19 protein-coding genes and 2 pseudogenes are annotated in these 20,876 nt (G+C 36.0%); 10 read left to right on the top strand and 11 right to left on the bottom strand.

What is annotated here, in order from left to right:
- Nucleotides 1-5 precede the first annotated feature (5 nt).
- The 4 genes and pseudogenes from E0409_RS09335 to E0409_RS09320 form a co-directional block, all read right to left on the bottom strand.
- On the bottom strand, nucleotides 6-1,004 hold the full coding sequence (locus E0409_RS09335) for an NADP-dependent oxidoreductase (RefSeq protein ID WP_131290016.1): 999 nt from the start codon (nucleotides 1,002-1,004) through the stop codon (nucleotides 6-8).
- A 55-nt stretch (nucleotides 1,005-1,059) separates the two neighbouring features.
- Nucleotides 1,060-1,863, bottom strand: a complete 804-nt coding sequence (locus E0409_RS09330) for an oxidoreductase (RefSeq protein ID WP_131290013.1) — start codon at nucleotides 1,861-1,863, stop codon at nucleotides 1,060-1,062.
- Nucleotides 1,864-2,259: 396 nt separating this feature from the next.
- The gene (locus E0409_RS09325) at nucleotides 2,260-2,697 is read right to left on the bottom strand and encodes a winged helix-turn-helix transcriptional regulator (protein ID WP_131290010.1); all 438 of its coding nucleotides are present in this window, start codon (nucleotides 2,695-2,697) and stop codon (nucleotides 2,260-2,262) included.
- A 183-nt stretch (nucleotides 2,698-2,880) separates the two neighbouring features.
- Nucleotides 2,881-3,741, bottom strand: a pseudogene (locus E0409_RS09320) (IS982 family transposase).
- Nucleotides 3,742-4,688: 947 nt separating this feature from the next.
- Between E0409_RS09320 and E0409_RS09310 the strand changes: the two are divergent.
- Nucleotides 4,689-4,871, top strand: a pseudogene (locus tag E0409_RS09310) (type II toxin-antitoxin system Phd/YefM family antitoxin); the annotation flags it as partial.
- 278 nt (nucleotides 4,872-5,149) lie between these two features.
- On the opposite strand, the gene E0409_RS09305 reads toward E0409_RS09310, so the two are convergent.
- On the bottom strand, nucleotides 5,150-6,127 hold the full coding sequence (locus E0409_RS09305; RefSeq protein WP_131290007.1) for a GlxA family transcriptional regulator: 978 nt from the start codon (nucleotides 6,125-6,127) through the stop codon (nucleotides 5,150-5,152).
- Between the two features lie 132 nt (nucleotides 6,128-6,259).
- Here E0409_RS09305 and E0409_RS09300 point away from each other — a divergent pair, with 132 nt between their 5' ends.
- Both E0409_RS09300 and E0409_RS09295 read left to right on the top strand, forming a co-directional pair.
- Entirely contained in the window at nucleotides 6,260-7,144 is an 885-nt protein-coding gene (locus E0409_RS09300; RefSeq protein WP_131290004.1) for an MBL fold metallo-hydrolase, read from the top strand.
- An 84-nt stretch (nucleotides 7,145-7,228) separates the two neighbouring features.
- The gene (locus tag E0409_RS09295; RefSeq protein WP_131290001.1) at nucleotides 7,229-7,771 is read left to right on the top strand and encodes a cysteine hydrolase family protein; all 543 of its coding nucleotides are present in this window, start codon (nucleotides 7,229-7,231) and stop codon (nucleotides 7,769-7,771) included.
- 82 nt (nucleotides 7,772-7,853) lie between these two features.
- Here E0409_RS09295 and E0409_RS09290 read toward each other — a convergent pair whose 3' ends face one another.
- Complete coding sequence (locus E0409_RS09290; protein ID WP_131289999.1) at nucleotides 7,854-8,168, bottom strand: BrnA antitoxin family protein; 315 nt, start codon at nucleotides 8,166-8,168, stop codon at nucleotides 7,854-7,856.
- Nucleotides 8,155-8,442 (bottom strand): BrnT family toxin, encoded by a 288-nt coding sequence (locus E0409_RS09285; protein ID WP_004884492.1) that lies wholly within the window; start codon nucleotides 8,440-8,442, stop codon nucleotides 8,155-8,157. The genes E0409_RS09290 and E0409_RS09285 overlap by 14 nt, the downstream gene beginning before the upstream one ends.
- Nucleotides 8,443-9,802: 1,360 nt before the next feature.
- Here E0409_RS09285 and E0409_RS09280 point away from each other — a divergent pair.
- Nucleotides 9,803-10,369, top strand: coding sequence for a recombinase family protein (locus E0409_RS09280; RefSeq protein ID WP_213073367.1), 567 nt, complete (start codon nucleotides 9,803-9,805; stop codon nucleotides 10,367-10,369).
- A gap of 130 nt (nucleotides 10,370-10,499) precedes the next feature.
- Entirely contained in the window at nucleotides 10,500-11,006 is a 507-nt protein-coding gene (locus E0409_RS09275; RefSeq protein ID WP_131289993.1) for a cytochrome b, read from the top strand.
- Between the two features lie 145 nt (nucleotides 11,007-11,151).
- Here the strand turns inward: E0409_RS09275 and E0409_RS09270 are convergent, their stop codons facing one another.
- A complete protein-coding gene (locus E0409_RS09270) occupies nucleotides 11,152-11,853 on the bottom strand; it encodes a VIT1/CCC1 transporter family protein (RefSeq protein WP_131289990.1) in 702 nt (233 codons plus the stop codon).
- A gap of 225 nt (nucleotides 11,854-12,078) precedes the next feature.
- Between E0409_RS09270 and E0409_RS09265 the strand changes: the two genes are divergently transcribed.
- From E0409_RS09265 to E0409_RS09245, 5 genes are all read left to right on the top strand, one after another.
- A protein-coding gene (locus tag E0409_RS09265; protein ID WP_131289987.1) for an IS5 family transposase occupies nucleotides 12,079-12,892 on the top strand; the annotation gives its coding sequence in 2 pieces (ribosomal slippage) (nucleotides 12,079-12,465 and nucleotides 12,467-12,892; 813 coding nt in all).
- Nucleotides 12,893-13,284: 392 nt separating this feature from the next.
- The gene (locus E0409_RS09260) at nucleotides 13,285-13,581 is read left to right on the top strand and encodes an ArsR/SmtB family transcription factor (protein ID WP_131289984.1); all 297 of its coding nucleotides are present in this window, start codon (nucleotides 13,285-13,287) and stop codon (nucleotides 13,579-13,581) included.
- Entirely contained in the window at nucleotides 13,574-14,593 is a 1,020-nt protein-coding gene (locus tag E0409_RS09255) for a permease (RefSeq protein ID WP_131289982.1), read from the top strand. The genes E0409_RS09260 and E0409_RS09255 overlap by 8 nt, the downstream gene beginning before the upstream one ends.
- A 21-nt stretch (nucleotides 14,594-14,614) precedes the next feature.
- Nucleotides 14,615-14,854, top strand: a complete 240-nt coding sequence (locus tag E0409_RS09250) for a thioredoxin family protein (RefSeq protein ID WP_131289979.1) — start codon at nucleotides 14,615-14,617, stop codon at nucleotides 14,852-14,854.
- Nucleotides 14,855-15,090: 236 nt separating this feature from the next.
- Nucleotides 15,091-16,230 (top strand): GGDEF domain-containing protein, encoded by a 1,140-nt coding sequence (locus E0409_RS09245; protein WP_252151799.1) that lies wholly within the window; start codon nucleotides 15,091-15,093, stop codon nucleotides 16,228-16,230.
- Nucleotides 16,231-16,262: 32 nt separating this feature from the next.
- Here E0409_RS09245 and E0409_RS09240 read toward each other — a convergent pair whose 3' ends face one another.
- The 3 genes from E0409_RS09240 to omp33-36 all read right to left on the bottom strand — a co-directional run bounded on the left by E0409_RS09240 (nucleotide 16,263) and on the right by omp33-36 (nucleotide 19,847).
- On the bottom strand, nucleotides 16,263-17,009 hold the full coding sequence (locus tag E0409_RS09240) for an IS5 family transposase (protein WP_131289972.1): 747 nt from the start codon (nucleotides 17,007-17,009) through the stop codon (nucleotides 16,263-16,265).
- Nucleotides 17,010-17,922: 913 nt separating this feature from the next.
- Nucleotides 17,923-18,745 (bottom strand): IS5 family transposase gene (locus E0409_RS09235; RefSeq protein ID WP_131289969.1). Its coding sequence is split into 2 segments (ribosomal slippage): nucleotides 17,923-18,363 and nucleotides 18,365-18,745, totalling 822 coding nucleotides; the frame shifts between segments, so codons are not numbered across the junction.
- A 184-nt stretch (nucleotides 18,746-18,929) separates the two neighbouring features.
- Nucleotides 18,930-19,847, bottom strand: coding sequence for a porin Omp33-36 (gene omp33-36 / locus E0409_RS09230; protein ID WP_353682192.1), 918 nt, complete (start codon nucleotides 19,845-19,847; stop codon nucleotides 18,930-18,932).
- Nucleotides 19,848-20,876 lie beyond the last annotated feature (1,029 nt).

Raw genomic sequence — 20,876 nt, 5'->3', positions numbered from 1 at the left:
TTGTTCTATAGTGACATTGTTACAATCACTTTGCCCTTAGTTCGCCCCTTGTTCACATATTTGAGAGCATCTTTAATGCTTGAGAATTCATAGCTTTTATCGATCACAGGCTTAATCGCTCTGCTTTCGAAAAGCTGCGTGATTTCAGAAAGCTGTTGTCCATTGGGCTGCATAAACAGAAATGAATATTGAATACCATGTTTTTTGGCTTTATGGCGTATGGGCCAACTGATCAGCGGAACGATATGTTTGAGTAATGGATTCACCTCGAGCTGTTCGGCAAAAGCATGATCAGGTGGACCTGAAATACTGATAAGACGTCCACCTCTTTTCAGAACAGGCAACGATTGATTTAAAGTTTTACCGCCTTGCGTATCGAAAACCACATCATACTCTTTAAGTTTTCTTGCAAAATTTGTGGTTGTGTAGTCGATGACAATATCTGCGCCTAAAGCTTTTACCCAATTGATATTTTGAGTACTGGTGGTCGTCGCCACAATTGCGCCTAAATGCTTTGCAAGTTGAATAGCGATCGATCCGACGCCACCTGAACCGGCATGAATCAGCACTTTATCTCCTGCTTTAACTTTTGCCATCTCGACCAAGGCTTGCCATGCGGTTAAAGATACAAGAGGTAAAGATGCAGCTTGATCCATTGACAGGTTTTCTGGTTTTAATGCTAGAGAAGACTGATGTACGACCGTGTAATCGGCAAATGCACCATGTACATCTGTCTTCGCATAGACTTCATCACCGACTTTAAATCGTGTGACCTTCACGCCAACTTTAACAACAACGCCTGCAAAATCATTGCCCAAGATCAATGGAAACTGAACAGGTAAAATGGCTTTGAACTCACCTTTAAGTACACGTAAGTCAAGTGGATTAATGCTTGCAGCGTGTACTTTTACCAGTACTTCATAGTCCGAAATCGTCGGTTGAGCTTGATTGCCCATGTTGACATCATCAATTTTTCCATAAGACTGAATATATGCGGCTTTCATACTGAATCTCTCTATCATTCTATTATTGTTGAAATGAAATAATTAGGGCCTTTGATTAAATCTTTAAGCTGTGTTGAATCAGACGACTCAATAGACTTGCAGGTAAGAATCGACGTATTTGGTTGAGTCGTTTTGCAGTGTTACCAATGTCATAACGTGGGCGAATCTGTTGACTTTGAATGACGCTGAGAATAGCTTCAGTGACTACACTTGGATCATCAGACGCATGTATGGACTTAATCATTTGCTGATACAGTTTTTTGCGAATCGAGTCATAGATTGATATTTGATTGTCTGCTTCAACTAAGTTAAGTCCCAGAGCGGTACGGGTATAAGCAGGTGCAATCAAAGACACACGAATGCCTTGGGGCTTAAGTTCATAGTCTAAAGACGTTGAATAACCTTCAAGCGCGTGTTTAGATGCCGTATAAAGTGCGCCGAAGGGCATTGGTAACACCCCTAAAATTGAACTGATATTCAGGATCAGCCCAGATTGTTGCTGACGCATGAATGGAATCACTGCGCGGGTCATTCTGACTGCACCAAAAAAATTAGTATTAAAAATTGCTTGCGCTTGTTGGATGGAGCTTTCTTCAGCGCCTGCCGGTGCAATGGCAAAGCCTGCATTATTAATTAATACGTCAATCCGACCTTCGAGATCAATCACGGTTTTAACAGCATCAGCGACGGAATCATCATCGTTAACATCGAGCTTAATCAGATGAAATTTATAAGGAGAAGCTGTATATGTTTTTCGGCTCGTACCATAAACAATGAACCCAGATGCCTGTAATCGTTCGGCAGTTGCCAAACCTATACCTGAAGAAGCGCCTGTAATAAGAACAACTTTAGCTGTCATAGTAAATGTCCAATATTATTGTTTTAGGTGACAGATCCATTTCTTTCACCTGAATGTTATTGAGCAGAACGTAAGAAAAATTTGTGACTACTAAAAAGATAGTGACATGAATTTTATTTTATGTATAGTCACTATCAAAAAAATATGGATGACCAACGTGTATCATTCGCTATCAAAATGATGCAACTGGGCACTGAAACTCAATGTATTGAGATTGATGGGGCTAGTTCTGCTTATCGTACTAATGGAAAATTCAGATAACACAAAAGAACATTATTTTTCTTAGTTAGGTAGTGTTGTTGGAGGAGTTATTGGGATCAATGGATGACCCATGAATTAGCAATAGGCAGAGAGTTCAATTCGCTTAACACAAGGGGTAACGACTGTTGTTTTTCTTCATTTTTTTGGACAAATAGGTCGTGTGCCAATCTCTGCACCAGTCACTTGATCAATGACAATAGGCTTGATTTCAGTGCCATTTTCAAGATCATGGAATTGAGTCAGTTGTTCAGTATATTCGTAAGGCTTATGCTTGCTTCCCCAGGCACTAAGAACAAAGAGAATCGGAAGAAAATCTTGACCTGATTGAGTCAAGACATATTCATCACGTGGAGGGTGTTCAGAATACTGTCTTTTAGCAAGTAAGCCTTCCTGAACTAAAACTGATAAGCGTTTGGTTAATATCGTTGGTGCAATGCCTAAACTGGTACGGAATTGATCGAATCGTGTTAATCCTAGATGTGCATCTCTTAAAATCAATATGCTCCAAGCATCACCAAGAATTGATACCGTTCTAGCGATTGGACATACTTCAAGATGGCTATTTTTACGCATAAGAGATGGATATGTGAATAACGAGCTATTCAAAAATATTAACACATTGCTGCTTAGATCATGATCTATATTTATGATACAAAATCCCATTCAGAAGCCCTTAAGAGCAGAGATGATCTTCACTTTTAAAAATCTTATATTTAAGCAGTTAGAAATTGCTAAACTACTTAACCCGAATCCTATTTAAGCTAATGATCTTATAATCTGAATTTTTGGCTTATTTGAATGGGTGAGTTGATATGCACATAGCGAAGCATAAATTCCGCTGAGAAATCCATGAGTACTACGTGCTTTACTCGTCACTAAATTGTATTGCCCTTTCAATAAGCTGAATAATGTTTCTATTTTATTGCGTTACCTTAGGTGATATTCATCTGATGTACAGAGTTGAATAGCCTGCATATTCTTCCGATGATAATTAATTAAATCAATACCTTGAACTTGCAGCCTGCTCTTTAATTCTTGGCTGATGTAGCCCCGATCCCCGTAAAGTTTTCCGTTTAGGCCATCAACTAATTGCTCAACCATTTTTATGTCAGCAACATGTCCATTCGATAAAGCAGAACAGGCAATTTCACCAAATTGATTCATCGCAATATGTAATTTACAGCCATAAAACCAGCCCATTGAGCTTCTACCACGTGATGCAATTTGGACTGATGATTTATGACGTTGAATACGTTGATTCTTACAAACAGGTAGCATTGTTGAATCAATCCATAAATATTGTGTTTCTTGACCTTTCATCAGAGCGACATGAAGGGCTAATTCATGCCTTTTGATCAGATGAATCATACGTTGGTAACAGGGTAAGCTTTTAAATAAATTACATTTGTCCTGCTTCAACCATGAGAAGAATGCTTTGAAATTGCTGAAGTGAGAACATTTATACCAAATGGCGATAAAGGTGATTTCTGAGATGCTTAGTTGACCAGTTCGGATTCTTAAACAGTGATTACTTTGTTTGAGGAATTTCCAGTAGGTTGCTTCAAATTTAAGAAAGAAATCATCAATTACACAGAATAATTCGGTACTATCGAACATCAGGACTAGAGTTGTGAGTTTAGTATGGTAACTCAACTGATGGCTCTAGTCCTCCTGTTTTTCAAGTTAATTTCTTATCCGCGATTCGGGTTATTTAAGCTTGGGAATAACTGGAAATAAACCAGTCTTTTAGAAACTTCATTTCCTTAGAAGAATTCTGTCTCTATTCAGCTGAAATCTTTGATGAGTTGGAACCAGTTAACTGTAAAAAAGTCCCATGTTTTTGGACATCATAAACCCATGAAAATTATGTGTGGTCAGTGGTTCATGGATTTTAATCGCTCATATGTGATATTTTTCCTTGGAGAAACATGAAGTTTCTGCTTTTTGCTACATTTTATAAAATCTCTAATTGTTTGATACATACTTCAAGTTATTGAATCTATATTGTTTTATTTTCATTAATAAAGTCTTGATTTTTTTGTATAAAAAACTATAATTTATTGATTAATTACAATATATATTCTTAATATTGTAGTGAAATATCGCTTATGCGATTTATAGATTCAGCATTTCCACCGGGATTACACGAGCAAGGTGAAATATCGCTTATGCGATTTATAGATTTGTTGTAATCGATCTGGACTTATCCAGAACTTGAAATATAACTTATGTGATTTGTAGAAAGATCAGATTTTGCCATAATTTATGGCAATCAGTGAAATATTCTCATAAAAATTGGAGCTTAAAGCTCCAATTTTTATGTTGGTCTTGCAAGTTTTGGTTGTTTGTTATTCACTAATTAAAATGTCTACCCTATAAACCATTTAAAAATTTACTGTTGCGACTTCATATTGTGCTTTGTCTAACTTTCCTTGGTTAAAAAGCCGAGTTGCCACTTCTGACCATAAATACATAGCAGATTTAGAAGCTAAACTGTTCAGATTTCGTTGTGTCTACAAAATCAGTGGCTCTTCAATGAGGTCTTAGATATGGATAGATTGCCTTTAGTTCTTAGTTCTGAAGAATCTCAAAACATGCAGGAAATCCCTGAAGCTGCTCATCGTGAACAGCTAGGACAACAAATGGTTGGTGATCTTCTGGATATTTCCGAGCTAACCGATCAGCCAATTAAACACATGGTTTTGAACAAAACAGGAGTGTTTGAGGAAGCGGAAGGACAAGAAAAAACTATGCACAAGTGCAAGCCTAAATCAGATAACAGCCCCTTTACAGGGATTTTTGTTTTTCTTATTACTTAATCAAGAGATTCAAATATCGAAACATAAAAATTAAGAGGCAGAAGTTACAGCTTTTACCTCTCTACTAAAACAAACATCATGGTTCGGTTAGCTGTTCTAGTCATCGTATTATAGCTTGAATAACCGCCGATTTTGTAGACACTTTAAATGGGTTCTAACACACCAGATTTTAAACCTGGGATTTTTTCGATTTCGCATAACAGCCATTATATTAAATGTGGAAGATTATCCTCATTAATGATCCCAAAAGCTTTTCTCCATGCCTGAGGGCTGGTGCCATATTTTTCACGAAAATTTTTTCTAAATGACACGGTATTATTAAAACCTGAAAGCTCGGTTATCTTTTCGATAGACAAGTTTGTCGTTTCTAAAAGTTCACAACTTAATCTGATTCTTTCAGTATTCAGCCAATCGACTAAGGTCATACCTGTCGCTTTCTTAAAATGCCGTGTGAACGTCCTACGTGTCATATGTGTTCGTTCAGCTAGGCTTTCAATATTATGTTGTAAAGCTAAATTCTTTCTTAAAAAATCAAGTAATAGGTTAATTTGTGCATCTTGGCTCGATTCTGCTATTGGCTGTTCAATAAACTGAGCTTGCCCACCTTCACGGTGAGGTGGAATGACCATTACTCTAGAGACTTTATTCGCAATTTGTGCATTATAGATTTCACGTACCAAATATAAGCAGCAGTCTAACGCTGCGCCTGTTCCAGCAGAGGTTACGATCCTTTGGTCTTCTACATACAGGGCATCATGATCAAGCTGAACCTGTGGAAATCGCTCACTGAAATCTTGTTCAGCCATCCAGTGCGTAGCTGCTTTTTTATGATCAAGTAAACCAGCATATGCCAATGCATAAGTTCCATAGCATAACCCTACAATTCTAATTCCAGTCTGATATGCACAATTTAGGGCATCGATAAGTACTTGTTCAGGCTTATGATTAAAATCATCCCATCCAGGAATAATAATAAGATCCGACTCTTTAATGAGTTCAATCCCACCATCAGGGATAATCATCATAGACTGTTCTGTTTTTACGGGTTGGCCATCTATAGAAAAAATTTTCAGATCGAATAAGCGTTTATCTTCAATCTTGATATTGAAAATGATATGGGGGATAGAGAAGTGAAATGGATTTATATTGGGATAAACGAATAATCCAATCACTGGTATAGCCATTCGATCTACCTCTCTAAAATAACAAATATAGCATGTTGTCCCAATAGTTTCGATGATTGTCCTTAAGGACAATTTTATTATTTGATTTTTCCTATCATGATTCAAGTATGACTCAATGATTGGATCTAGAACATGAATAAAATTTTAAGTAGCTCTGTTATTGCACTCTCTCTGGCAATGGCTTCAGTCAATTTATATGCGAATGATAAAGTGGTTCAGCGAGATACCTCTAAAGTGACGCATATACAAGAAATTCGCAATGCAACGATTAAAGTAACCTATGCTGATACGACTTTTTTAATTGACCCAATGTTTGCTAAAAAAGGGTTCTATGAAGGTTTCCCTGATACTCATCGTAGCTATTTACGGAACCCATTAGTCGATTTGCCTATCAAGCCCGAAACGATTTTAGAAGGTGTAGATGCGGTAATCGTGACCCATACCCATTTAGATCATTGGGATGATGCAGCACAAGCGACTATTCCGAAAAACATGCCGTTGTTTGTACAGAATAAAGAAGACCAGAAAGTCATTCAGTCACAAGGCTTCAAAGATGTTCGTGTATTAACTCAAGCGACCTTTGAAGGGATTAAGCTCACTAAAACTGGTGGTCAACATGGTACTGATGCGATGTACCGTATTCCTAAGCTTAAAGCTGGATTAGGTGAAGCAATGGGTGTGGTATTTGAAGCTGCTGGCCATGAAACTGTTTATGTGGCAGGAGATACCATCTGGCGTTCTGAAGTTGATCAAGCGATTCAAACATTTAAACCTGATGTGATTGTCTTGAATACAGGTAACGCCTTGGTTGATGGCTTTAAAGAATCTATTATTATGGGCAAAGAAGATACTTATCGTGCAACCCAAAAAGCACCTAATGCTAAAATTGTCGCGGTTCATATGGATGCCATTAACCACATGTCGGTAACACGTGCTCAACTTGCAGAATATGTAGAAGACAAAGGGATTCAAGATAAGGTTTTAATTCCTATCGATGGTGAAACGCTTTCTTTCTAAAGTAAATTAAAGAAGTGGAATGCTTCCACTTCTTTAAAATCCTAAGCAGAACAAAACCAATATTAGTTAAGTAAAGGAACCGCTATGTCAAAATCAGCTTTATTAGTTATCGACTTACAAAATGAATATCTACCTACAGGTAAATTACCATTGGTAAATATTGAACAAGCTGCTGCTAATGCAGTGAAAGTAATTGCGAAGGCCCGTCAACTGGGTACTCAAGTGATTCATGTCCAACATATTGCTGATGCTGAATCTCCTATATTTGAACCTAGCTCAAATGGTATTGAATTTCAGGACACAGTTAAGCCGCAAGAAGATGAATCCGTGATCATTAAAAATCACATCAATGTGTTCTTAAATACGAATCTCAAAGAAATTTTAGATAGCAATCAAGTGACTGAGTTAGTCGTGATTGGTGCTATGAGCCATATGTGTGTTGATGCTGCTGTTCGTGCTGCTTCTGATTTTGGTTATAAGGTAAAAGTGATTCATGATGCTTGTGCAACACTAGACTTGGAATTTAATGGCGTTAAAGTACCTGCTGGTCATGTCCATGCAACATTAATGGCCGCTTTTGAATTTGCATATGCTCAAGTGATATCAACTGATGATTATGTTAGCTAAAGATTAAGATTTTCTAAAATTAATATAATACACGTTATACGAAGTCAAAAAAACACAAAAATGGGAGCCTAAGCTCCCATTTTTATTGATGATTTTTTAAATCTTTTAACATTGCTTCACGCAGAATTTTATTCATGCGTGTTTGATAGCCTTTCCCTTGTGCTTTTAACCATGCAAGTACATCAGCATCAAGACGAACAGAGGTTTGTTGCTTCACTGGACGATAAAATTGCCCATGACGAATAGCATTACTCCAGTCTGTAATTTCAGGAATATCTGATAGATCTAGCTGATCGTCAGGAATCGTTCCCTTAGCAAGCAAGCGTTCAATTTCAGCATCTTGCTTGTCGCCGAATTTTTCATTCAGCTCTTTGCGTGAGTATCTAACCATGCTCATATCTATCTCGCTCCGCCTTAGTTACTTGTCTTGCACTAATAATTCGTATGATTTCACAGTCATCTTCATCAAAGATGGTGTGAGCTACTAAGAGCATTAGTACGCCTTTTACTTTTCCAATGGTTTGCCAACGTTCTTCACCATCGGTATGTCTGTCCTGGATTGAGATCCTCAGTGGATCGTCAAAAACAAGGCTTGCCGTTTCGAAAGAGACATCGTGTTTTTTCTGATTCTTTCGATTCTTTGCCTCATCCCATTCGAAATATTGTTCCATAAAAAACATTCAAATTTGTATGTACAATAATGTATCACAAAATTGTATCACTCAAGTTGAAAAGCGTAATTTTTAGTCGAAATTATTGGCAAAAACTATCAAAAAAGATCATAAAAAAGCCGACTTGTTTCCAAGCCGGCTTTTCGGGTTTGCGTCCCCGATTTTTTATAGCATAACTTTTTGAAATTTAACACTATTTATTTTTAGTTTCGTATAATCGCCATTATGTTGATTTTAGAGAACCTAAATATTATCTAATTAAAAAAAATTCTCAAAACTGTTAAGTATTATCTTTTCTATTATTTTAAAATTCTATAAGATCAAATTTCACTATCTAATTATCCCCCTATATGCGCCCCCGAATACGTAAGTTATTACATTCCTTTTATTCATTCCCAAATTCTAAAGTCCTAGAATTAAAATATAACTTAAGTAGTTATAGTGATTTTGACTTACTTAAAAAGAGTAAAAAATCTAACTGTCAGAATGTTAGAGACGCTGTTGGTAGCATTCTATATGAACGTGGTTATACTCCAGCTGAAATATCTTTATTAACAAACCAATAGCGTTAATTTAAAAGCCCTAAGGTTTTGAGTCCTAGTCAAAGTAGACAGGCAATGGTACTGGCTTCCCAAAGTGACATTTTTTTTGACACGATTCCCTAAGAGAGCCGCAGATTTCATGCTAAAAAAAATGTCCGGTTTTGAGTCCTAGTCAAAGTAGACTAGGCAATGGTACTGGCTTCCCAAAGTGACATTTTTTTTGACACGATTCCCTAAGAGAACCGCAGATTTCATGCTAAAAAAAATGTCAGGTTTTGAGTCCTAGTCAAAGTAGACTAGGCAATGGTACTGGCTTCCCAAAGTGACATTTTTTTTGACACGATTCCCTAAGAGAACCGCAGATTTCATGCTAAAAAAAATGTCAGGTTTTGAGTCCTAGTCAAAGTAGACAGGCAATGGTACTGGCTTCCCAAAGTGACATTTTTTTTGACACAGTAAACAACCATTGTTTTATCTTTTAAAATCAGTATGATATGGAATTGTAAAAAGCCCATTCACCCTCGAATGGGCTTTTTTTATGATTTCCCATGTTCCACGCCTACTATTTGAGCAATGTTCCACGACTCTGATTAGCTTGACTGCTTAATCTGAACAAATGAGGGGGCCTACTTTATGAATAAGAACACACTCTGTACTCAAGTATGTAACTTTAAACTGTACCCTAAAGTAACACTTTAAAAGTTCGTAAAACTATGTACCATTTAAATGATTTTTAATCATAAGTAACATGTAACTTTGGTATTAAAGATTTATAATTTACGAAATTGTTCATTTTTATCCAATTGGGGCAAGAAAGAGTGAAAGGCCAAAAAGTAGGTTATGTGCGAGTGAGTTCGGTCGAGCAAAATACTGGGCGTCAACTTGAGGGAATTGAAGTCGACCGGATTTTTGTTGACCGTGCTTCGGGTAAAAATACCGACCGACCGAAATTTCAGGAAATGTTGAACTATGTCCGGGAAGGGGACAGCGTGATTGTACATTCCATGGATCGTTTTGCACGCAGTCTAAAAGATTTGGTCACTGAAGTAGATAAACTGGTTAAAAGAGGGATCGCCATCCAGTTTGTAAAAGAAAATATTACTTTTACGGCCGAATCCACCCCGATGGATAATTTGATGCTGCAACTGATGGGTGCTTTTGCACAGTTCGAACGTGAGATCATTTTAGAACGGCAAAAGGAAGGAATTAAACTCGCCTCTGCTCAAGGGAAGTACAAAGGCCGGGTACATAAATTGAAGCCTGATCAGGCCAAAGCTTTACAACAAGCTTGGAAAGAAGGGAAGTATTCATCCAAGGTTGATTTGGCAAAAGCATTTGATATCAGCAGGCAAGCTGTTTATAGGTATTTAAAAAACAATAGATGAAATTTGTCTAGGAGAGTGGTGGCTATTCAAGTCATCTTTTTCAAGTCAATTTCTTATCCGAGATTTAGATTATCTAATTCAGTTAGATTGTATTTTATATAATATCAGTATCTGATATTCAGGAAAAATCATGAATAATAACTATCCAAAACCTATAATAATAATGCACTGGATTACCTTTGTTTTAGTTGGAATTGTATATTTGACGAGTGGAGATCCCACAAGAACAGGCTTGCAGGGCCAGATTCATGTCATGGGTGGAATTTCAATATTTATTCTATTTTTCGTGAGATTAAGTTTTGTTTTTATTTATAAAAGAAGTATTCCTCAAAATGAGATAATTAATTCGTATCAAATCAAATTATTCAAAATTGTCAGATTTACGCTTTACTTAAGTTTATGTGTCGTTCCAATCGCGGGGTGGCTTGCATTATCGAGTCTGACTGATAACTTCCAAGTATTCTCTTTAAACTTGCCACTTTTAAGCAGTGTGAAAGATCTTAAATTTATTGCTGAATTACATCAATTTTTAGGTAACTTTTTTATTGTAATTGTGGGTTTGCATGCCTGTGCTGCATTAATCCACCATTTTATTTTCAAAGATAATGTATTAAAAAGTATGTTATTTAAAAAATGAAGTGATTTAGATCTATAAAAAAATAGCGATATTGTTCACCCAGAACAACATGCTTTATCGATATAAAGCATGTCAAATATTTCTATAATTTATTATCTATACCCCTCATGGGTTTGGACGTGTTCGGGTCATATAAAAAGGGATCTTACGCCACCGCAACATTAAATAATGATCCGATCCAAGCACTGAATAACATGGCGATAATACCCCAAAGCATGACCCGAACCGAACCTTTCCAAATACTTGCACCGCCAGCATAACTGGCCAAGGCGCCCATAATCCCCAGGCTTAATACCCCAATCAGCATTACGCCTTTCTCTAAGTATTGCTCAGGCAGAAGCATAATTGAAATTAAAGGAAATAATGAGCCTACAGTAAATGCGATGGCTGAAGAGAATGCAGCACGAAAGGGCTGTGCAGAAGTATGATCTGAAATACCAATTTCATCACGAGCATGTGCGTCTAAAGCATTGTGTGCAGTCAGTTGTTGCGCGACTTCTTGTGCTAAAGAGGGTTGCAATCCACGCTGTATGTAAATATTCTTTAGCTCATTTAATTCATGTTCAGGATGGCGTTGTAGTTCACGTTCTTCCATTTCCAGATCATTCTTTTCAATATCTTGTTGTGATTTAACGGAAATATATTCACCTGCAGCCATCGATGCGGCTCCAGATATTAATCCGGCAACACAAGTCACCAGTAAAGTATGAGTGGATGCTCCACTGGCTGCTATTCCCACCACGAGACTTGTGACTGAAATAATCCCATCATTTGCCCCCAGCACAGCTGCACGCAACCATCCCGCACGTTCGATGTAATGTTTTTCAAGATGATAAGAATGGCGCACAAGGTATATCCTTCTTTGTTATCATGCTGATTATAGTTAAATTTATTGAATTTGTAGACCTTATTATTGGCTAATTTCAAAAACCGTGCTTAACAAGAGGGGAGAATATAGCTAAATACCAAATAAATCATTACAGTAATCTTTAAACAATTTATCAATATCTTCGTCTTTAAAATCTTTTGAATAGATCTCTTGCGAAAGTAAAAAATTGTTTATACTAGCCCCATGAAATATGAAAATTTAACTCGATTTAATGATGGGGAATTTAAACGACTCGTTGGAGTTCCTCGTCCATTATTCTTAAAAATGGTATCGGTGTTACAACAAGCTGAACTTGCCAAGAAAAAATCTGGAAGACCTCATTCGTTGTGTTTAGAGGATCAATTGTTGTTAACTTTAAATTACTTACGCTGTTATAGAGCTCAAATTGAGTTATCCGCTGACTATAACCTAGCTGAAAGCAATGTGAATCGTACTATTCAGAAAGTTGAAAATACTCTGATTCAATCACGGATTTTCGCATTGCCTAAAAGGAATCAAAAGTTTAGTGAGGGGGATTATGTGATCGTTGATGTCACTGAGTCACAGATTGAGCCTCCCAAAAAAACAAAGAAAATTCTATAGTGGTAAAAAGAAGAAACATACGCTAAAAACACAGGTCATTTTTAACCCAAGACTAAAGCAAATTGTAAGTATACAGGTCGAAAGTGGCAGAAAACATGATCTGACGATTGCGCGTAAGTATTTGAAGGAGATGATCATTTATCCTTGTATCATGGCAGATTTAGCCTATAAAGGATTTCATCAGATTAAGAGTAAGTTACTCATTCCAATCAAGAAACCTAAGAATTTATCATTACCCAAAATAGCAAAACAGATCAACCAAGAAATCAGTCGGCGTAGGATCACAATTGAACATATCAACGGCAAACTTAAACATTTTCGGATATTAACAGAACGCTATAGAAATAGACGGAAACGATTTGGTCTAAGAATGAATTTAATTGCTGGAATGGTGAATTGGATGCTCTTAAATTAACTTTCGCAAGAGATCTAATATCCCATGTTTCTATTGCTCTATATTTTTTAGTATTTGGCTATATAGACCTGACTGCTTTACAGGTGCTCCAAAACACTGGATCTCATTTTAGAAGGTTCTTGTTTTACCCAAGGGAATGATTGAATATAGAGGCTCTTGCGCTCAACCAGCGTTAATAATGCACCCTTAAATTCTCACCTATCACGGTATCATCTTCGAAATCACCTAGGAGTTGAAGTTATTCTATGACTTCATCACGACAATGAATACTTGTCCTGTACTTATTAACAAAGCCCTGAAAAATGGGCTTTTTTTATTTGCCATATTACATTGACAGTGATCAATGTAGTTTACATACTAATTACATTAGAGTCATTTAAGGATCCTGTAGATTGAACAATCTTGAGGCCTGTCATCTATATAAAGCTTTAACCGATGAAACGCGGATAAAAATTTTACAAAGATTACATTCAGGCGAGTGCTGTGCATGTGAATTATTGGAAATGCTCTCTATCACGCAATCTACACTATCGCATCACATGAAGTGTTTGACTGAACTGGGGTTAGTCAAGGGGCGAAAAGATGGACGCTGGATGCGTTATTCAATGAATACCACTTGTACCGAACAGCTGTATTCATTCACTAAAACGCTTTTATTAGGTCAAGATCAAGGGGATTTAAATGGATAGCATTATTGCGGTCTTTGCATGGTTAAATGACATGCTGTTAAAAATGACTTGGCTATCAGAGGGGGTTGCCTGGTTCGTTGAAAGTATTTTGGGTTTATCGATTGCCACACAAGTCGGTGGCAGCGTGCATTTCTTTATCTATGATGTGATTAAAATTTTTATACTTTTAAGTGTGCTGATCTATTCACTGTCATATATTCAGAGCTATTTCCCCCCAGAACGAACTCGACAAATTCTGGGACGCATGAAAGGGCTTAAAGCCAATATCATGGGTGCCTTACTTGGAACCATTACCCCATTTTGTTCCTGTTCATCTATTCCTATCTTTATTGGTTTTACTCGGGCTGGTTTGCCTGTAGGCGTGACATTCTCTTTTCTGATTTCCTCTCCCTTGGTTGATTTAGCTTCCATCATCTTATTAGCCAGTATCTTCAATTGGAAAATTGCCATGATCTATGTGGCACTCGGTCTGATTCTGGCGGTCATTGGGGGTTCAATCATCAGCTTTTTCAAAATGGAAAGGTATGTTGCTGAATTTGTCACTCAAAATTCTGCGGTGCAAGGTGATGAAGATTTTAAAATGTCTGCTAAAGAGCGCCGCGAATTTGCTTGGGAACAGGTGGTTGAAATCTTCCAGAAAGTCTGGATCTATGTCTTAATCGGTGTCGGTATTGGTGCGGCGATTCATAACTGGATTCCAGAGCAGTGGATTACTGTTTTATTAGGACAAGACAACTGGTATTCAGTGCTTGTTGCGACTGTGGTCGGTATACCAATGTATGCGGATATATTTGGTACTTTACCCATCGCAGAAGCGTTGGTGGCTAAAGGTGTGGGTTTAGGTACAGTTTTGGCATTTATGATGGGGGTGACAGCACTTTCTCTGCCCTCCTTAATTTTGTTAAAGCAAGTCGTTAAAACACAATTACTCAGCCTTTTTGTCGTGATTGTGTTTGTTGGTATTTTAATTATTGGATACAGTCTAAATTTATTTGGTCAGTTCTTTATCTAAAACAGTCTCAGGAGATTAGAAATGCATATTAAAGTTATGGGTACAGGTTGTCGTAAATGTAAGGCTTTATTGGCGGCGACAGAAGAAGCGGTGAAAAGCAGTGGTGTACAAGCTGAAATTGAGTATGTCACCGACATGATCAAGATTGCTGAAACAGGTTTGATGAGTACACCAGGTTTAATTATCGATAATAAAATTGTCTCAAGCGGTAAAGTATTAGAAGCTCCAGCAATAGCTGAGTTAATTGAAAAAAACAAGTAAATGGAGTTATTGAAATTTAAGTTTAAAAACCAGTTGCTCCGGCAACTGGTTTTTTATCGAAATAGAGCTAAAACACCCGGTTTAAGATTCAATTGAATTGCTGGAATTCACAACCTGAAACCGAGTAAAAAATGAGTTATGAAAGATTTTTATTATTAAAAAATAAATAATTATTGATTAATTTTAGCTAAACAATTTAGAATAAAAATCACCCAGCCCTAGGTGTCATTCAGTACGTGAATCTGCCAGATACCCAGTATTTTTTGTTAGTTTACCCAATTTGCTTAATTCTTATAGGTGCTGTTTTTATTGCTGCTCATCTATGGTTTAAAGCGCCGAAATATTTATTGTGGATGGGTCTGGGTTGTATTTTGCCATCGGTCGCATTAGGTTCACAGACATTGATGACAAATGCACAGCTGAGACTGACTGCCCCATGGTTTGCACTTTTTTATTTAGGTGGCGCTTGGGCAGTGGTGCATGGAATGCTCTTAAAAGCCAATTCAAAATCAAATATATTTGTAGCAACCACTTTGATTGTAGTGGGTATGGCTTTGCTTTTATATTTTACCCATTTTGATGAGAAGTTATGGCTAAGAATAATAATAATTAATATTGTGATTTTATGCTTAGAAGTTTTAGCACTTCCAAAAGTATATGATTTATTTAAAAAAACCTACGCCTTAGAAAAGCTTTTATGTTTTAGTTATGTCCTCTTATTTAGTTATGGCGTTATTAGAACATTAATTGTCATCGTATACCTTCAAAATGTGCAAGATGTAAACTTAGTAACAACCCAATGGTGGATGATGATGGTTGCTGTAAATCTCCTACTCAGCCTGTGGTTTGCAATTATAGTTTCAGCTGTCGCTGTAAAAGAAAGATTTAATATTATCAACGAAGAAAGATTGAGAGATCCTTTAACGAAGCTGTATAACCGGAATGGTTTTTTAGAAAAAACAAAAGATTTATTTAATGAATTGCAGCACGGTGAAGTTTATCTTGTGATGTCTGATATTGATAATTTTAAGCACATAAATGATGCATGGGGGCATGTGATAGGGGATGAAATCTTATGCAAAATTGCGGATATATGCAGATCTAACATTCGGCAAGGTGATATTGTTGGCCGGTTTGGCGGGGAAGAATTTATTATATTACTGCGTAGTCCAGATGAAAAATCTTCATTCGCTTTAGTTGAACGCTTACGCAAAAAGATTGAAGATCAACTTTTTATTAATAATATTAGAATTACTGCAAGTTTTGGGGCAGCCAGAATAGATACCGACACCCAATTAATGAGTGCTCTAGAAATAGCAGATAAACGTTTATACAATGCTAAAAATAATGGCCGAAATAGAGTTTGTTTTAATTAGGGTGTGTTGACATTTGTAGTGCATAAATTGTCCTATAAGGGCAACCATATAAAAATACAAGCGAGAGCGACAGCACTTTGGTAATTACGCTTTAACTTGTCATATCGGGTAGCAATTCCTCTAAATTGCTTCAGCCTACAAAATGAATTTTCAACTAAGTGTCTGATTTTATAAATATACCAGTCCATATGATCATTACTGGACTTAGTGTTCGATTTTCTTGGAATATTTGGCTTTGTTTTTGTTGCTTCAATTTGATTCCTGAAATTTTCTGAGTCATACCCTTTATCAGCGCATAATATTTCTGATTCAGTTAAATCCAGTTTAGATAAAAGACCTGGTGCAATTTTAATATCGTGAGACGTCCCATCAGAAATAATAAACTCAATAGGATTACCATCAGAATCGATAGCTAGATGGATTTTGGAACTATTACCGCCAATACTTTTAGATATATCTTGATTCTTAATTCCAGCAGAGTGTTGATGAGCTCTAACATGACTACCATCAATAAAAATCCACTCTTTATCAGCATGCTTACTAAATAATTTGAATATATTGATAAATTTACTGTTTTTAGACCATCGATTGTATTTCTTAAAAATGGAGTTTGGTTTACCAAATTGCAGAGGCAAATCTCTCCAAGGGCAACCTGTTCTAATACGAAATAAAATAGCTTCAATGAAATTTCTTAAATTTGATTTGAGATAAATATTAAACTGACGGAAAATGGAAAGTAACTTAGACCAGTGTTGATCATTCAGCATTGTACGAGGCATAGCGAGAGTAAAATTGGGTTTGGCGATTTGATTTTACTATCTCGCTATTTTTTATACAGTAAATGTCAACAGACCCTAAGTTTTTTTAGAAAGAGATGAATTCAGGTGGTGTTTTCTAGATCGTTTGAAAGAGAGATATTTTAACTCAAATTGAATTATTTAAGTGATGCTAAGCTACGTCAACCCTCACTTTTCCTGTCAGCTAAACATCTCCCATACTGTCCATTATTAAACTGAATGGACTCGATCCATACGTCTATTTAAGGGATTTGCTGAAAATCCTGCCAACCTAGAAAATGTGCCAGATTGATAGCTTTATTGGTGAGAATATAGATACTTTAAATGGGTTCTAACATCAAAAAAATAGGATTAAATTTCAAAAAACTTATGCTATAAAAAATGGGGTGAATTTTAGGCATCGTTGTACGCTTTGGCTCACACGAATCTTGGCTCTTTGCTGCTGGTTGAGATATAAGAAATTTCCTATGATGAAGCCATAGAGAACAGGATGTTCCAAATAACAAGAATAAGAAAGATCGCACAAGGATTGGCAGGTACGACAGGAGTTATACCAAGCGAACCCAATATGAAAAACCCTGGCAGGATGCCGGGGTTTTTTATTGCCTATATTTTTGCTTTAAATAACGTTATATGAACGTTAGGAAGTGAATTAGAGTCACGGCTGAGCCAAGTGGATAATTACCGATTTACAAATATGCTTATAACTAAGATTTAGTTAAGTGCTTTTTTGATTTTATCAACCATTTTTTGGGCAGTCTTATGGTCATCAAAATCAATATTTATAATTCCTTTATTTCCCTGATTATTTGGTAAGCTTTTAACAATTAGTGAAAAATTGTCCGTTTCATTGGTAACGATTTCTACTGAAACAATAGATCTCTTGCGAAAGTCATTATTGAAAATTTATCCGGTTTACCAGTGCAGCGATTAAGTTAATGCGTAAACCGAATCTTTTCCGTCTATTTCGATAGCGTTCACTTAATATTCTAAATGTTTTCAATTGACTATTGATGTGTTCGATCACAACTCGTATTTTTCCAATCATTTTATTGTACTTTTTCTCAACATCAAATAAGGGTATATTCTTCTTTTTCTTTATTGGCATCAATAATTTAAAGCCATCTTGCTCTAATCCGTAGTACCCTAAATCGGTCATAACATATTCACAATGTTTGAATTTCTTAACCGTTTTTCTTGCCAGTTTAATGTCATGCTGACTGCCATTCGATATATCTAGCCCTATGATTTGTTTGCTCTTTGGATGATAGATCACTTGTGCTTTTAGCGTATGTTTCTTCTTTTTACCACTGTAGAACTTACTCTGATTTTTTTTTCGGGCGTTCTATTGAACATTCTGTCGCATCGATAATGACCCAGTTAAAGTGTTCGTCTGCTGTGGTAATGCTTCGTTTTGGCAGAGTAAAACATCTTGATTTCATCAATGCATCTTCAACCTTTTTAATGGTTCGATTCACATTACTTTCAGCGATATGGTAATTTGCCGCCAATTCCAGTTGAGTACTGTAGTTCCGTAAGTAATTGAGCGTTAATAACAACTGATCCTCTATAGCTAAAGTATGAGGACGACCTGATTTCTTTTTGAGTGATTCTGCTTTTTCTAAAACCTCTACCATTTCGGTAAAAACTGGTCGAGGTACGCCAACCAAGCGTTTAAATTCAGAATCTGAAAAACGGTTTAAGTTCTGATATCTCATGAAACTTAGATTGAGGTGGTTTTTACTTTCGCAAGAGGTCTATTGCATATTTACCAGATCATGATGATGTTAATAAATAAGAGCAGTGTGATTCATGAGAATAATGGCTTTCCATCTGAATAAAGCTAGACAATAAAAAAGGACTCAATTGAGTCCTTTTTTGAATTCTTTTTCTAATTGGAAATTAGAAGCGGAATTTAGCATTTACGCCAACAGTTTCTGTATCGTATACAGAACCTTTTTCAGCATTAGCATTTACGTAAGATGCACCAACTGCAACAGCAGGAGTGATGAAGTAATTTATGTTCGCACCCCAAGCTTTGTCTGGTGAACCATCGAAGCTAGATTCAGCATAAGACGCGCCAACGCTTAATTTAGGTGTAACGAAAAGAGTTGTACCTAGGTTGTAAGCAGTATCTTCACCGTAAACTAAACCGCTTTCGAAACCGATTGACATGTTTGTACCATCGATTGCACCAACGTATTTAGTACGTGCAGTGATCGCGTCTTGGTCTTGATCAATCGTGTCAGATTCTAAACCAGCTTTAACAACACCGTTTGAAAGGATGTTGAAAGCATCATAAGAAGTCTGGTTAGCAACGCTAGTATAACCAACAGCTACCAAGAAGTTAGGAGCTACTACAGCACCAAGTTCTAAAGCATAACGGTCGCCATGGTCATCAGCTTGGTTGTTTTTGTTGTCTGTAATTGTGTTGCTATAAGAAGCGCTAGCATATACAGGAACAACTTTAGTTGGAATATACGCTTCTGCTTTAGCACCAATAGTATGAGAAACAAAGTCTTCACCTTCAGCATCTACGTCGTATTCACCATAGTTATAAGCTACAGAAACGTTAGATGCTTGGTTTAAGAAAGCTACTTCAGCCAATGGACCTTTTGAAGAATCAACATTTTTAAGGTAATAAGTACCTTGTACAGCACCCGTAAAGTTTTTGTCATTTGCTGTGTTATCAACGTACTCAGATTGACCTTGTACTTCTACTTGATATGCTTGAGCACCAGTCATGGCTAATAATAAAGCAGTGGCTAAACCGAGTTTTTTCATAATACTTACCAGTTTTGTTAAAAATAGATTAAACATTAGTCATTGTATTGTAACAAAACATTAAGTCAATGAACTATAATGACATTATTTTGTTGAATTTTTGTAGTAAACCATATAATTGTTTAAAAAATGTTCAATTGATTGGTTTTATGTCAAAGTTAAAAAACTTTTTTAGAACAAATGAATATACGGATTTTTACAGCTGTTTTTTGGAAAAAAAACGGAAAATTTGAGAGATTTTTAACAATGTAAAATTTGATAATTTTTTTTATTTTTTGTAAAAAACAATTTATAGAGCTAGCTTAAGTGTGAATTATTTTGCATATTCTTAATTTTATTTAGAATTTAACATCAAAGTTAGCCTTAAAAATATTTTATTTGGGTATAAAAAACAAACATATTATTTTTATTTATGTGATGATTTTTGCATTATTATCTAATTATTGTGATTTAACTAAAAGCCAACTAATTCAATAGGCTTTACTTATTTGGTGATTTTTATCATAATCCATCTATCAAGTCATGTTACATTAAAATAATGTGATGATGATCTGATTCTCCATGAACAAGTTTTGTTTTTATATGCCCAACTTTCCCCAAGGTTGGGTTTTTTTTTGCCTGAAAGAAGTGTGCTCTGCCTACGTTCTCATATTTAATAAAGAAAATATCCAAGTATCAACGAAGTATTGAAACTAAAAGAATATTCTTCTTTATTTTTGCTCAATGATTGATTACAAAGCAGAATATTTAAAAAATGTGCATTTGGAACGATTTGTAATAATGGTGCATTAATATGGTGCGTTATTAATATTAATTTTATGCTATTTCTCAATTTTTAGTCATAAAAAACCCCAGTTTCCTGTGAAAACTGGGGTTTTTTAGCCAAAAATCTCGGATAAATCAAAAATCCTGCTGAGGAATGATTTTGACTTGCCCTAATGCGGTGCATTATGCACTTATTTGTGGCATGTGTAAATATTTTCTTAGACCTGTTATAAAAATATTTTTAGCTATGTGTCATTCATACAAAATGATCTGAACGAATTTAATAAAAGTAGAAAATTT

Source organism: Acinetobacter sp. ANC 4862 (genome assembly GCF_004336635.1).
GTDB lineage: Bacteria > Pseudomonadota > Gammaproteobacteria > Pseudomonadales > Moraxellaceae > Acinetobacter.
Note: the sequence above shows the minus strand (reverse complement) of the source record. Positions and strands in the feature narration are given on the sequence as shown.

Bases quoted from the DNA above. Each gene is read 5' to 3' on its own strand.
- E0409_RS09275 (WP_131289993.1), top strand. From the start codon at position 10,500: ATGAATAATAACTATCCAAAACCTATAATAATAATGCACTGGATTACC.
- E0409_RS09240 (WP_131289972.1), bottom strand. From the start codon at position 17,009: ATGCCTCGTACAATGCTGAATGATCAACACTGGTCTAAGTTACTTTCC.
- E0409_RS09255 (WP_131289982.1), top strand. From the start codon at position 13,574: ATGGATAGCATTATTGCGGTCTTTGCATGGTTAAATGACATGCTGTTA.
- E0409_RS09295 (WP_131290001.1), top strand. From the start codon at position 7,229: ATGTCAAAATCAGCTTTATTAGTTATCGACTTACAAAATGAATATCTA.
- E0409_RS09300 (WP_131290004.1), top strand. From the start codon at position 6,260: ATGAATAAAATTTTAAGTAGCTCTGTTATTGCACTCTCTCTGGCAATG.
- omp33-36 (WP_353682192.1), bottom strand. From the start codon at position 19,847: ATGTTTAATCTATTTTTAACAAAACTGGTAAGTATTATGAAAAAACTC.
- E0409_RS09330 (WP_131290013.1), bottom strand. From the start codon at position 1,863: ATGACAGCTAAAGTTGTTCTTATTACAGGCGCTTCTTCAGGTATAGGT.
- E0409_RS09305 (WP_131290007.1), bottom strand. From the start codon at position 6,127: ATGGCTATACCAGTGATTGGATTATTCGTTTATCCCAATATAAATCCA.
- E0409_RS09325 (WP_131290010.1), bottom strand. From the start codon at position 2,697: ATGCGTAAAAATAGCCATCTTGAAGTATGTCCAATCGCTAGAACGGTA.
- E0409_RS09285 (WP_004884492.1), bottom strand. From the start codon at position 8,442: ATGGAACAATATTTCGAATGGGATGAGGCAAAGAATCGAAAGAATCAG.
- E0409_RS09250 (WP_131289979.1), top strand. From the start codon at position 14,615: ATGCATATTAAAGTTATGGGTACAGGTTGTCGTAAATGTAAGGCTTTA.
- E0409_RS09335 (WP_131290016.1), bottom strand. From the start codon at position 1,004: ATGAAAGCCGCATATATTCAGTCTTATGGAAAAATTGATGATGTCAAC.
- E0409_RS09290 (WP_131289999.1), bottom strand. From the start codon at position 8,168: ATGAGCATGGTTAGATACTCACGCAAAGAGCTGAATGAAAAATTCGGC.